At 62.6% G+C, this 13,980-nt stretch carries 9 protein-coding genes; 4 read left to right on the top strand and 5 right to left on the bottom strand.

Annotation, left to right across the window (positions count from 1 at the left end; all coding sequences use genetic code 11):
* The first annotated feature begins 1 nt into the window (after position 1).
* The 4 genes from CCANI_RS12820 (at position 2) to CCANI_RS12805 (ending at position 8,691) form a co-directional block, all read left to right on the top strand.
* Positions 2-1,852: a FadD32-like long-chain-fatty-acid--AMP ligase gene (locus CCANI_RS12820; protein ID WP_146324080.1), complete on the top strand. Its 1,851-nt coding sequence runs from the start codon at positions 2-4 to the stop codon at positions 1,850-1,852.
* A gap of 275 nt (positions 1,853-2,127) precedes the next feature.
* On the top strand, positions 2,128-6,873 hold the full coding sequence (pks13, locus tag CCANI_RS12815; RefSeq protein ID WP_146324079.1) for a polyketide synthase Pks13: 4,746 nt from the start codon (positions 2,128-2,130) through the stop codon (positions 6,871-6,873).
* Positions 6,874-6,876: 3 nt separating this feature from the next.
* A complete protein-coding gene (locus CCANI_RS12810) occupies positions 6,877-8,418 on the top strand; it encodes an acyl-CoA carboxylase subunit beta (RefSeq protein ID WP_146324078.1) in 1,542 nt (513 codons plus the stop codon).
* A 144-nt stretch (positions 8,419-8,562) separates the two neighbouring features.
* Entirely contained in the window at positions 8,563-8,691 is a 129-nt protein-coding gene (locus CCANI_RS12805) for a hypothetical protein (RefSeq protein ID WP_281284992.1), read from the top strand.
* A 67-nt stretch (positions 8,692-8,758) separates the two neighbouring features.
* On the opposite strand, the gene CCANI_RS12800 is transcribed toward CCANI_RS12805, so the two are convergent.
* The 5 genes from CCANI_RS12800 to trmB are packed head-to-tail and all read right to left on the bottom strand — an operon-like array spanning position 8,759 to position 13,858.
* Positions 8,759-9,097: a DUF3054 domain-containing protein gene (locus tag CCANI_RS12800; protein ID WP_146324077.1), complete on the bottom strand. Its 339-nt coding sequence runs from the start codon at positions 9,095-9,097 to the stop codon at positions 8,759-8,761.
* 10 nt (positions 9,098-9,107) lie between these two features.
* Positions 9,108-10,082, bottom strand: a complete 975-nt coding sequence (locus CCANI_RS12795) for a lysylphosphatidylglycerol synthase transmembrane domain-containing protein (RefSeq protein ID WP_246118196.1) — start codon at positions 10,080-10,082, stop codon at positions 9,108-9,110.
* Between the two features lie 35 nt (positions 10,083-10,117).
* A complete protein-coding gene (locus CCANI_RS12790; protein WP_146324075.1) occupies positions 10,118-12,421 on the bottom strand; it encodes an MMPL family transporter in 2,304 nt (767 codons plus the stop codon).
* A gap of 3 nt (positions 12,422-12,424) precedes the next feature.
* A complete protein-coding gene (locus CCANI_RS12785) occupies positions 12,425-13,090 on the bottom strand; it encodes an NYN domain-containing protein (RefSeq protein WP_146324074.1) in 666 nt (221 codons plus the stop codon).
* Positions 13,091-13,858, bottom strand: coding sequence for a tRNA (guanosine(46)-N7)-methyltransferase TrmB (gene trmB, locus CCANI_RS12780; protein ID WP_146324073.1), 768 nt, complete (start codon positions 13,856-13,858; stop codon positions 13,091-13,093).
* Positions 13,859-13,980: the final 122 nt, after the last annotated feature.

The raw sequence follows: 13,980 nt of genomic DNA, 5'->3' as shown, positions 1-13,980 counted from the left end.
CATGGATCTTCATGCCGTAATTGGTCAGTTTTTTGACGAACAGGGCCAAATCACCCTGCCGCCGCAGATGAACCTCGCTGGGCTATGCGAAACCCTGTACCAAGCAGAGGCGATGCAGGGGGGTGGAGATCGGCATTGCATGCGATTCTGGGACTTCTCTTCTGATCGCGATGGCGTGGCGGTTGATTACACCCGAGCGCAGATCAATACCCGCATTAAGGCCGTGGCGGCCCGCCTGCAGCAGGTGGGCACCATCGGCGACCGCGTCGCCGTGCTCGCCGGCAATAGCCCCGAATATTTGTTCGGCTTTATCGGCGCCATGTATGCGGGCATGGTGCCCGTGCCGCTGTACGATCCGAACGAGCCGGGCCATGCCGACCACCTGCAGGCCGTGCTTGGGGATTGCAAGCCGAAGATCGTGCTTACCCACACCCCGGCCGCAGCTTCCGTGCGTGCCCACTTTGCAGAGGTGCCCGCGGCGGAACGTCCGCGCATCATTTCGGTGGACTCGCTGCCGGACTCCCTGGCCGAAAGCTGGGTGAACCCGCTGACCCTGCCCGAGGTGCAGGCGATGCTGGCGCAATCCACGCAGGCTCCGCTGGACATGGTCGCCTTCCTGCAATACACCTCCGGTTCCACTCGCGTCCCGGCCGGCGTGGTGCTCACGCACCGTTCGGTAATGACCAATGTGCTGCAGATCTTCACCGCGGCCCGCCTGCAAACGCCGCTGCGCCTGGTCACCTGGCTGCCGCTGCACCACGATATGGGCATTATCCTGGCCGCGTTTGTGACCATCCTGGGCCTGGAAATGGAGTTTATGACGCCGCGCGACTTTATCCAGCAGCCGTCCCGCTGGACCAAGCAGCTGAACAAGCGCGACAACGATGTCAATGTGTACACCGTGGTGCCGAACTTCGCGCTGGAGCTTGGTGTTCGCTACGGCCAGCCCGCCGAGGGCGAGGAGCTGGACCTAAGCGCCCTCGATGGCTTGATCGTCGGCTCCGAGCCGGTGACCGCGAAGGCCGTGAACCAATTCTTTGACGCGTTCTCCCGCTATGGCCTGGAGCGTGGCATGATCCGCCCGTCCTACGGCCTGGCCGAGGCGTCCCTGCTGGTGAGCACCCCGCAGACCGACAAGCGTCCGCTGATCATTTACGCCGACCGCGAAAAGCTCAGCGAGGGTGTGGTCGAGGTCGTGGAAGAAAACCAGGACAATGCCGTGCCGTTGATGTCCAACGGTTCCGTGGTGCAGCCGCAGGCGCTGGTGGTTGTGGATCCGGAAACCCGCACGGAATTGGCGGACGGCCAGATCGGCGAATTCTGGGCGCATGGCCAGAACATGGCGCTCGGCTACCTGGATCGTCCGGAGGAAACCGCCGCGACCTTCCACAACACGCTGATCGCCCGGCTGCATGAAAACTCCCGCGCCGCGGGCTTCCCGGACGATAACCGCTGGATGGCCACCGGTGACCTCGGCGCCATCATCGATAATGAGGTGTATATCACCGGCCGCCTGAAGGACCTGATCGTGGTTGCCGGCCGTAACCACTACCCCCAGGACATCGAATACACCGTTGATCATGCGACCGACCATGTCGAGCCCGCAGCCATCGCGGCCTTCGCCATCGAGGGCGACGATGTGGAGAAGCTGGTTATCTTCGCGGAGCGTGAGCGCACCAAGGACGAATCCGGTGACGCCGCCGCCATCGAGGCGATCCGCGCCGCTGTGACCAAGAACCACGGCGTGGTTCCCCACGAGATCCGCATCGTGGGCCTGGGCGAAATCCCGCGCAGCTCCTCCGGCAAGATTGCCCGCCGCGTGTGCAAGAACGCATACCTGGCCGAGGGCTAAAGGCCTGACTAGAAAAGCAACGCCTGGGAGACCCCTTTCCGGGCGTTGCTTTTTGGGTGCGGGTGCCGCGCTAGGTTTTCTGAGTGCTGTATCGGCTTTGTAACAGAATACCGTGGGGAAACGATGAGTCTGTTACCCTGAGAATTTACGAGGCCCGTTGAACTGCGATGATTCGACTTAGGGTTTCAACATGCCTGGGTTAAGAGATTCTTGCTGTGCACGGCGGGTAGCCTTGAGGGGTTAGAACTTACTCATAGAACTGTAAAGGTGTTGTGATGGATCGACGTCAAATGACCGTGGCAGAGCTCAAAGCTTGGCTGCGGGCATGGGTGGCTACCGCTACAGGCTTACCCGAAGGGGAGATCTCGGACGACAAACCAATGGAAACATTTGGGTTGTCTTCACGCGACGTTGTCATCCTTTCAGGGGAGTTGGAAAACCTCCTAGACGTCCAATTAGACGCCACCATCGCCTACGAGTTCCCCTCGATCGCCGCGCTGAGTTTGCGGCTGATCGAAGGCCCGTCGCGGCAACCGAAGAGGTCGGAGAGCCCGCAATTTACGGTGGTTTCGGATTCGCCCGGCACCCACGATATCGCCATCGTCGGCATGGCGGCGCGCTATCCAAAAGCGCTGAATATTGAGGAGTTCTGGGAGCTCCTTGTTACCGGCCGCGACGCCATGTCCGAGCCCCCGGAGGGCCGCTGGTCCGAGTACGCCGCCGATGACATTATGGTGGCCAAGATGGCGGCCGTCCCCACCACCGGCGGCTATTTAGAGGACATCGCTAGCTTTGACGCCGAGTTTTTCGGCTTGTCCCCGCTGGAGGCTGCGAATATGGACCCGCAGCAGCGGGTTATCCTCGAATTGGCGTGGGAGGCCCTCGAGCAGGCGCATATCCCGGCGAATTCGCTGCGCGGGGAAAACGTGGGCGTGTATGTCGGATCGTCAAGCAACGATTACGGGTTGATGATCGCCTCCGATCCCGCCGAGGCGCACCCGTACGCATTGACGGGTACGGCGAGTTCGATTATCCCGAACCGGGTTTCGTACGCCTTTGATTTCCGTGGGCCTTCCGTAAGCATTGATACGGCGTGTTCTTCGTCCCTGGTGAGCGTGCATCATGCGGTGCGTGCCCTGCGGGCGGGGGACGCAGATATTGCGCTCGCCGGTGGCGTGAACATTTTGGCGAGCCCCTTTGCCACCACCGGTTTTGGGGAGCTGGGCGTGCTCAGCCCCACCGGCAGGATTCACGCGTTTTCCGACGACGCTGACGGCTTTGTCCGTTCCGACGGCGCCGGGCTCGTGGTACTGAAGCGTGTCGACGACGCGCTGGCCGCCGGCGACACCATCTACGCCGTGATCAAGGGCACCGCCGTGAATTCCGACGGTCGCTCCAATGGTTTGACGGCCCCGAACCCCGAGGCGCAGATCGCGGTCCTCGAGCGCGCCTACCGGGATGCGGGCATCGATCCGCATACGGTGGATTATGTGGAGGCGCACGGCACCGGCACCATTCTCGGCGACCCGATCGAGGCTTCGGCGCTCGGCCAGGTATTGGGCCGCGGCCGCCCCGCCACCGAGCCGCTGCTGCTGGGCAGCGCCAAGACCAATTTCGGGCATACGGAATCCGCCGCCGGTGCTGCGGGCCTGATCAAGGTGGTGCAATCCCTGAATCGCGGCGTCCTGCCGCCTTCGATCAACTATTCGGGCCCCAATCCGTATATCGATTTCGATGCGGAGCGGCTGGAGATCGTGGAGGATCCCCGCGAATGGCCCAAGTATTCGGGCCGCGCCATCGCGGGTGTATCCGGATTTGGTTTCGGCGGCACCAATGGCCACGCCGTGATCGCGGAATTCGACCCCGCAGAATACGAACATAAGGCCGCAACCTGGGATGCGGAGCTGGATGCCGAGCAATACCTGTTGCCGGTCAGCGGGCTGTTGCCGTCGCGGCGTCGACAAGCGGCGGCGGACTTGGCGGACTACCTTGAGGGCGGCGCGGACCTAGCCCAGGTGGCGCGGTCCTTGGCGCGGCACAACCACGGTAGGTCGCGCGCAATGGTTACCGCGAGCAGCGTGGAGGAGGCGATAAAACGCCTGCGTATCGTTGCGGAAGGCAAGAAGAGCGCCGGGATTCAGGTAGCGGACGCCCCGCCCGCGCATGGGCCTGTGTTCGTGTATTCCGGCTTTGGCGCGCAGCACCGCAAGATGGCCAAGGAGCTGCTGCATACCTCGAAATTCTTCCGGGAGCGCCTGACGGAACTCGATATGGAGATCCAGCTGGAATCCGGCTGGTCGCTGCTCGAGATCATCGAGGATGACGAACAAACGTACAATACCGAGACCGCGCAGGTAGGCATCACCGCGATCCAGATCGCGCTCACCGACCTGCTCGCACACTTTGGCGCCCGCCCGGCGGCCGTGTTGGGCATGTCCATGGGCGAAATCGCCGCGGCGTACGCGGCGGGCGGGCTGAGCGCGCAGGACGCCATGCGGGTGGCCTGCCACCGCTCCCGGCTGATGGGCGAGGGCGAAAACTCCCTGCCGGAGGATCAGCTCGGCGCCATGGCCGTGGTGGAATTCGCCGCCGCCGACCTCGACGCGTTTATCGCGGAAAACCCCGAATACGAGGGCATCGAACCGGCCGTATACGCGGGCCCGGGCATGACCACGATCGGCGGTCCGCGCGAGGCCGTGGTGAAGCTGGTGGCCAAGCTGGAGGCCGAACAGAAGTTTGCGCGGCTGCTTAATGTGAAGGGCGCGGGCCACACCAGCGCCGTGGATCCGCTGCTCGGCGAGCTGGCCGCAGAAACCGCCGGGATCGAAGCCCAACCGTTGCGGATACCGCTGTTTAGTTCGGTGGATAAGGGCGTGGTGTACCCGGCGGGTTCCGTGGTGCACGATTCCGATTATTGGTTGCGCTGCACCCGCGGTTCCGTGTGGTTCCTTGAGGCCACGACGGCGGCGTTCGCGGCCGGCCACGACATGCTTGTGGAGGTCAGCCCGAACCCGGTGGCGCTCATGGGCATGATGAACACCGCGTTTTCGGTGGGCAAGGGCGACGCGCAGCTGCTGTATACGCTTAAGCGCAAGGTTTCGCCCTCCGATTCGCTGCGTGACCTGCTGGCCAAGCTGTATGTGGTGGGCCAGCCCATTAACCTGGATTTGCTGGTGGGCTCCGGGGTCCGCGCGGAGACGCCGGGGGTGACGTGGAAGCGCCAGCGGTATTGGACTGCCGCGCGGCCTTCCTCCCAAAACGTGTCCTTGCCGGGGCATCGCGTGAACCTGCCCGATGGTTCCGTGGCGTTTAGCGCGCTCGCCGAGCAGGTGCCTTCCGCTGAGGCGCTTATCGACGCCGCGGCAGTCGCCGTCCTGCCCGAAGCCCACGTTGTTGCGGTGGAGGAGCACGCCCCGTTGCCGCCTTCCGGCGACCTCACCACGGTGGCGCATCGCAGCCTTGGCGGCGTTTCCGTGACGGTGCATCGCGTGATGGGGGATGCTACCTCGCTGGTGGCGGAGGGTTTTGCCGCCATCGGCGGCGGCATTCCGGCTCCGGCGGCGAAGCAGGAGCAGCCGGCGGCCCCGAGGTTTACCGAGCTTGATGTGGAAATCGAGGCGCTGCACTGGGACCCCGATTCCGGGGAAACCGTGGAGCAGCGCATGCGTTCGATCGTTTCGGAATCCATGGGCTATGACATCGACGATCTGCCGGGTGAATTGCCGCTGATCGATCTCGGGCTGGATTCCCTGATGGGCATGCGCATCAAGAACCGCATCGAACACGATTTCCAAATCCCGCCGCTGCAGGTGCAGGCGTTGCGAGACGCCTCCGTGGCCGATGTGGTGCGCCAAGTGGAGGACCTTGTTGCGGGCAAGGGCGAGCCGGAGGTGGAGGCGCCGGAGAAGGCGGCGTCGAAAAGCGCCGCGGTGGGTGTGGCACCGCGTGACGCCTCGGAACGCCTCGTCTTTGCCACCTGGGCGGGAATCACTGGGGCCGCCGTCGCGGGCGTGACCACCGAACTGCCCGAACTGAGCGACGAACATGCGGAGGCCATCGCGGAACGCCTGACCGATCGCGGCGGCATCACCGTTACCGTCGAACAGGTACGCGAAGTGGAGACGCTGGAGGCGCTGGCCAATATCGTGCGCGAAGGCCTAGAGACCGAGGTGGAGGGCAATATCCGCGTGCTGCGCGCCCGCCCCGCAGGATCTACCAAGCCGGCCGTATTCCTGTTCCATCCGGCGGGCGGTTCCTCCGTGGTGTACCAGCCGCTCATGCGACGCCTGCCAGAAGACGTACCGGTCTATGGCGTGGAGCGGTTGGAGGGCACGCTGGCGGAACGCGCCGCCGCCTACCTTGATGAGATCCGCAGCTACGCCGACGGCCACCCGGTGGTGCTGGGCGGCTGGAGCTTCGGCGGCGCCCTTGCGTACGAGGTTGCGCATCAATTGGTGCACAGCGATGTGGATGTCGCCCTGATCGCCTTGCTGGATACGGTGCAGCCCGCCGAGGCCGTGCCGGATACCCCCGAGGAAACCCGGGCGCGCTGGGAACGCTACTCCGCCTTTGCCAAGAAGACCTACAACCTGGACTTCCCGGTTCCGTACGAGCTGCTGGAAACCGCGGGCGAGGATGCGCTGCTGACCATGATGGCCGAGTTCCTAGCCAATGCGGATACGCAGACGGAAGGGCTGTCCGCGGGCGTGTTAGAACACCAGCGCGCAAGCTTTGTGGACAATCGTATTCTTGACCGAGTGCGGCTGGAGAACTGGGCCGATGTGGAGGCCCCCGTCATGCTGTTTCGGGCGGAGCGGATGCACGACGGTGCGATCGAGCTGGAGCCTCGGTACGCCCGCATTCACGCTGACGGTGGATGGTCCGCTATCGTGAAACAGTTAGACATTATCCAGCTTCGAGGTGACCACCTCGCTATCGTGGACGAGCCTGAGATCGGAACGGTCGGCGCACACCTTAGCCGCCGCCTCACTGAAATCGAGGCTGGTCAAGAAGGAAACTAAGGAATGACAACGGCAGAAAAGCTCGCTGACTTGCGCGCCAGGCTTGCCAAGGCGCAAGATCCTGGCAGCGAGCGTGCCCGGGCAAAGCGCGATGCTGCCGGCCTCACCACCCCGCGCCAGCGCATCGAACGCCTCCTTGATCCCGGATCCTTCGTAGAAATCGGCGCGTTGGGGCGAACCCCCGACGAACCGGACGCCCCATACGGTGACGGTGTGGTCACCGGCTACGGTCGCATAGATGGTCGACCAGTGGCGGTGTATGCGCACGATAAAACGGTGTACGGCGGATCCGTCGGCGTGACCTTTGGGCGCAAGGTGTGCGAGGTCATGGATATGGCCATCAAGATCGGCTGCCCCGTCATTGGCATCCAAGACTCCGGCGGCGCCCGCATTCAGGACGCCGTCACCTCGCTGGCCATGTATTCGGAGATCGCCCGCCGCCAATTGCCGCTGTCCGGCCGCAGCCCGCAGATTTCCATCATGATGGGCAAATCCGCCGGTGGCGCCGTATACGCCCCGGTGACCACGGACTTTGTGGTGGCCGTGGAGGGCCGGGCGGAGATGTATGTGACCGGCCCCGACGTGATCCGCGAGGTGACCGGCGAGGTGATTACCTCCGCGGAGCTCGGCGGCGCGCACGAGCAGGCGCTGAACGGCAATGTGTCCTATGTGGCGGAGTCGGAGGAAGAGGCCTTTGCCTATGTCCACGACCTGTTGGACCACCTGCCGTCCTCCTGCGACGAGCCGAGTCCGGTGTTTTGGGCGGAGTCCGACGAGCCCACCGAACGCGACCTCGCGTTGGACCATTTCATGTTGGATGACACTAATACCGCCTACGACATGATGGACCTGCTTACGCGCATTTTTGATAACGATGATGTGCTGGAGGTGCAGCCCGACTACGCCCCGAACATCATTACCGCGTTTTCGCGTATCGACGGCCGCTCGGTGGGCGTGGTAGCCAACCAACCGCTGTTTTATGCCGGCTGCATTGATGCGGATGCCGCGGATAAGGCCGCCAGGTTTATCCGCATTTGCGACGCCTACAATGTCCCCCTGATTTTCGTGGTGGATACCCCGGGCTATCTGCCCGGCGTGCAGCAGGAAAAGGTCGGCCTGATCCACCGCGGTGCCAAGCTTGGCTTTTCCGTGGTGGAGGCCACCGTGCCCAAGATCTCGCTGATCGTGCGCAAGGCATATGGTGGCGCGTACGCCGTGATGGGTTCCAAGAATCTGACCGGCGACATTAACCTAGCGTGGCCCACCGCGCAGGTGGCCGTGATGGGTGCCGCCGCCGCCGCGGTGATGATCCAAGGCCGGCAGCTTGCCGCCGCCCCGCCGGAGCAGCGGGAATACCTAAAGAAGATCTTTATGGATTTCTACGATGAAAACATGACCAGCCCGTATGTGGCGGCGGAGCGTGGGTATATCGACGCGATGATCGAACCGAACCAGACCCGCGTTGCCCTGCGGCAGGCGTTGCGGCAATTGGAGACCAAGCGCGAGCCCGTGATCCCCAAGAAGCACACCATTATGCCGATGTGACCCTGTGTGAATTTATACCTTTTCAGCTAGGCCCCTAAGTTGCGGCTGGGACCTGTGGAATATAGATTCTTGGTGTGAGGTAACGCTCGATACGCAATGAGCGATCAACCGAATGTAAGAATTTCCCACGAGACTAAGGTGATCATGAAAGATACTGATGTTGCTACCCAGGGTGACTTGACTCAGCTGAGCGCAGCGCTCGACGTATTCGGTGACGTGTTTGGCACCCTCGGTGTCGTGTGGTTCAACCTTCTGCAGGCTCTGAACAGGTAACAACCCCCCACGGACGCCATATAAGTCCGCATAAGCACCCGCCACCCACACCGGTGCGGGTGCTTTCCTATTTCGCGCGGCGCATCAATTTGGCAATCCCGCGCCAGCCGAAGAGCAGCAGCGCGGACATCGAAGACGCCACGATAATAAACGACCAATGCGGGAACGCCTGGTGGCGGATGCCCCAAATCCCCAATCCGACGATCACGGTGGTCAGCCACACCACCACGGCACGGCGCAGGCTAGCCACCCGCAACAAGGCGTGGGCCAGCAGGACCCCAAGGGCGAACGGCCACGTGGTATCCAACCAACCAAGGAAAGTAAAGGGCATATCTGGCGTCTGGTGCGCGGCTCTGGCAAGGAGCCCGAAAATCGCGATAGCCAGCAAATCTAGGGCGAGTGTCATGCCTTGGACTTTACTCCGCCCGGGCGGCCATGGAACGCCATGGGCTGAACGCATATACCACCCACCCGAGCGCCGTGATCATGGCCAGCGAGATCAAGCGATACAGGATCACCGCCCCCAACGCGTCTGGGCTGTGCACCCCGGTGGCAATCAGGGTGCCTACCAGCGCCCCCTCGACCGGCCCCAACCCACCCGGCGTGAGGTTCGTCGAGCCGACGATCTTTGCGGTGATAAACGTCAAGAGGATGGCGCCCGGCGCAGGTGCCACGTCGGTGACGGCCCATAGGGTAAGGCCGAGGGTCGCGGCGTCGAAAAGCCAATTGCACAGGGAACAGCACGCGGCCCAGCCGAAGCGGGACTTGGTCAGCCGCACCGCCTCCAATTGGTAAATATGTGTGGTTACGGTGTCTACGCTGGCATCGACCACGGGCGCGCGGTGCCGCAATGGGCCGAGCCGCAGCATCACTCGACGCGCCGCCCGAAGCACCAGCGGTAAGGCGACGCGAACGAAGCGCGCCACCGGCTCGGGGTGATTGGTGGCCCACCACATCGCGCCGGCCAACGCCGCCAAACCCACGAGCGGTGCCAGCATGGAACCCGGCTGGAAAGTTACGGCGCCGACGCTCAGGGCGATCAGCCACATGGTGGATAGCGCGCCGGAAAACACGATAAACCACGAGATCAGCAGGGGGCTGGCTTTCCACCGTCGCATCACCTGGAATTGCATCACCGTGGATATTGCGGCGCCGCCCGGAAAGCTGGTAGAAAACGCGTTCGCTGCGAAGGTGAGGGCGGTGGTTTGCCGCAGGGTAACGTGGGTGCCGCCGGCGGCGAGCAAGACGCGCATAACTTCCGCCATGGCCACGAGCGAGGCCACCGCGCACAGGGCCGCGAGGATCAGGGGCATCACCGCGGCGTCGCGCAGATGTGCGAGTGCGGCCGCGGGGTCGAGTTCGCCGCGGAAAAACCATAGTGCGGCGACGATCAGGATAATCGGCAGCAGGCGGCGCAGGGTGCGGGCTATGATCTCCCCTCCCCGTGGCGGGCCATTAATACGCTGAACGGGATAAGTTCGGCATCGTCGCGGGAGTTGCGGCCACCGCGCATGGCGGTATCATCGTCGTCGATTGCGGCGCTGTGGAGGGGTAACTCCTCTTGCGTATCGACGGCGCGCGGCATCGGCACCTCTTTCACCTCACGCGCCGTGGGCGGGCCGCCGTGGCCTAGGAGTTCCGCGGCGCGCTGGATCGGGGCGGGTGCCCACCAGTTATCGTCACGCAGCAGGTGCATCACGGCGGGCACGAGCAACATGCGGATCAGCGTGGCATCGAGGAACAAGGCCACGATCATGCCGAAGGCGATGTACTTCATCATCACGATATTGGAGAAGCCGAAGGCGCCGCACACCACGATCATGATCACCGCGGCGGCGGTGATAATGCCGCCGGTGTGGGCGGTGCCGTACCTAATCGCCGTGTCCGTGCTGGAGCCGCGGTTTCTGGATTCCACCATGCGGGATACCAGGAACACCTCGTAGTCCGTGGATAGGCCGTACACGATCGCCATGATAAGCACCAGCACCGGGCTCATGAGGGGGCCGGCGGTAAACCCGAGGATGCCCGAGCCGAGGCCGTCCACAAAGATCATGGTGAGCACGCCGAGGGTGGTGCCCAACCCCAGGATCGTCATGATCACGGCCTTGGCGGGCAGGATTATCGAGCCAAACACCAAGGCCATGAGCACAAATGTCGCCGCAACAATATATAACGACATCCACGGCAAGGTACTCAATAACGCCTCGATGGACTCCACCTCCAGCGCCGGGGTGCCACCTATATAAATAGTCACGTTGTCCGGGGCCTCGATCTTGCGCAGCTCATTGACCACGCGGCCATAGTCGGCGCGGTTCGCAATGCCCGTGGACAGCACCGTAGTGCCCTCCTTGGTGGGGCGGCTGGCGCCAAACACGCCGGTCAAACCCTCGATGGCGCTGGCCTGCTGGTAGATCGACACCACGCCCTGCTCGTCGGCGCCGGTAATGACCAATTTGATCGGTTCGGTGCGGATCGGGAAGTTCTCATCAAACTTCTCCTGCGCCACCCGCACCTCATTCGACGGCGGCAGATACGTCTCATTGATGCCGCCGAACTTCACGCCGAACAGCGGCAGGGTCAAAAACACCAGCAGCGCCACGCCCAGGAAGGTCACCTTTTTGGCGTGCTTCATCGCCCAGGTGGGGATGCGCGCCCAAATTGTGTCTTCCCAATCCGAACTCCGGTTCTTCGGTTTGCGGATCATGCCCTTATCGATGTTCGTTCCCAGCAGGCCAAACAGCGAGGGCAAAACAGTAATGGAAAGCAGCGCGGCCAAGCCCACCGCGCTAATCGCGCCATAGGCCACCGATTTCAAAAACGCCTGCGGGAACAGCAACAGCCCCGAGAGCGCCACCGCCACCATGCCCGCCGAAAACACCACCGTGGTCCCGGCCGTGGCGGTGGTGGTGGCCACGGCTCTATTCACCGGCGCCCCGGAATCCAATTCCTCGCGGAAGCGGGACACCATAAACAAACCGTAATCGATGGCCAGGCCCAACCCCAGCAGCGTGACCACCGATTGCGCAAACACATTCACCTGCGTCTGCGTGGCCAGCAGCGATAACACCCCCAGTGAACCCAAAATGGAAAGCACGCCCACGATCAGCGGCATTGTCGACGCCACGAAAGAACCGAACACAAAGAGCAAAAGCAACGCCACCGCGGGGAGGGCGTATAGTTCGGCGCGCTTGATGTCGCCCGCCATGCCCTCGTCCAGGGCGTCGGCAATCGCCGTGGAACCCGCAACTTCAATCATGGTGCCGTCGGGCAAATCAACGTCGGTAAGGTCCGCCTCCACCTTGCGGAAATTCTTCAGCACATCCTCGCCCTCGCCCTTCAGGCCGATCGTGGCAAAGGCCATGCGCCGGTCCTCGGTGGTCAGGCGGCCGGTGGGAGTGGCGAAATAACTATCTATCTGGGCTATCTCATCCGGGTGATCTGCCTGCAAGGACTGCAAATGCTTGCCCACGGCCGCGTAGGTGGCGGGATCATCCACCGACTCGGCCGTAACCAATAACAGCACATCGCCTCTGTTATCGCGCCCAAACACTTCCTGCTCGATTTGCGCAGCACGCGTCGAGGAAGAACCGGGATCATCCCAGCCTTCCTGGCTCATACGTTCGCCGAGCTTCGTGCCGGCGAGGAGATATAGGGCCACGATCAGCCCGATAATCACAAACGGCACGATGTGACGAAAGCGGTAGGCGAAGCGCCCCCACGCAAGAAACATGCGTTACAAGTCCTTCCTCCCAGACAGCAGGGCAGACAGCGGACGGAACGGTTGCAGCCAAGCGCCACCCTCCGGCAGCGAATCCAGGCTGATACGCGGCAACGGCTCACGGAATACGCCGGGAATATCTTCAAGATCCGTGAACTTAATGTTCTCTGATGCCACGGCCCATGCCGAGTGCTCATGGAAGCCTAAAACCCTAACGGGTATATCGACAGCAAGCTCTTCTAACGTTTCGCGGAAATTCTGGCCATCCGCACTTGCAACAATAAGGCCCTGCAAAGAACCCTCGGCGTGCCGGCGCCGAATATGCTCCAACATATCCGGATCCACATCGGATTCCTCCGTGAGCTTGGGTTTTGCAAACACCGCAAAACCCACATTGCGCAACGCTTCCACCCAGGGGCGAATCGCATCCGCCCCACCGGGGGTGACATTGGTAAACACCGTTGCCTCCGGGACGATGTGCTCGCCTAGGGCGGCGGCCTCGTCCAATAACCAGCGGCCCACCGCATCAAAACGCGGACGATGCACCGTGGTGGGGCGGCCGCCGATAATGGCGCCTAAGCCCATATCGAGGTTCGGAGCGTCCCAAACCAGCAGCAGGTTCGGCGGGCCCGGGCTGTCGCTGGGGCCGTAAGTGTGGGTTACAAATGCATTTTCAGACATTTAAGGCTTCTTTCGCCAGAGGAACTCGGTAATAACATGGTTCTTGTCTAAGCCTTTTCCTTCAAACTTGGTAATCACTTGGCGGTCCGTCAGCTGCGGGCACTCGTCCCACGGCCAGCCCATCCACTCCAAGTGCGGCTCCACATGGATCAATTCGCTGATCCATTCGGCATACTCGGCGTGGTCCGTGGCCACATGCAGCACACCCCCCGGACGCAGCCGCGAGGCAAACAAGCGCAGCGTTCCGGATTGAATGATGCGCCGCTTATGATGCCGCGCCTTGGGCCAGGGGTCCGGGAAGAACACGCGAATACCATCCAGGGATTCCGGCTCGAACATCCGGTTGAGCACTTCCACGCCGTCACCGCGCACCATTCGGATATTGGTGATGCCGTTTCGCACTACCGCACCTAAGAGCTTTGCCAGCCCTGGTTTATATAACTCTACTGCGATGATATTGGTTTCGGGCTCCAACGGGGCCATTGCCGCGGTGGAAGTTCCGGTGCCGGAACCGATCTCCACGATCGTCGGGTGGCCGGAGCGCCCGAACCATGCCGCGACGTCGATACGCTCATCAGCGAGGATGCGCCCCAGCTGTGGCCAGTGCTCCTCCCACAGTGTGGCCTGGCCGGAGGTCAATGTGCCGCGGCGGAAGCTCACGCTGCCGAGGCGCGGGTAGTCCAAGCCATCATCAAACGTGGACTGCAAGGGGCGGCCGGCTGGCAGCTCGCCGGTAGCGGTGTTGAGGGAATTATCAGTATGAGACATCTGCACTATTGTGCCCCGTATGTCTGTAGGAACTCAATACGGCGCGGGGGTCAGAAAGGGATAACACCAACAATAGGTAGCACTCACGCTACACTGAATGGTCAGATGGGGAAAACCGGGAT

Origin of the sequence: Corynebacterium canis, from assembly GCF_030408595.1 — a bacterium.
Taxonomy (GTDB): domain Bacteria; phylum Actinomycetota; class Actinomycetes; order Mycobacteriales; family Mycobacteriaceae; genus Corynebacterium; species Corynebacterium canis.
The sequence above is the reverse complement of the archived record's forward strand: the minus strand, read 5'-3'. Positions and strand labels throughout refer to the sequence as shown.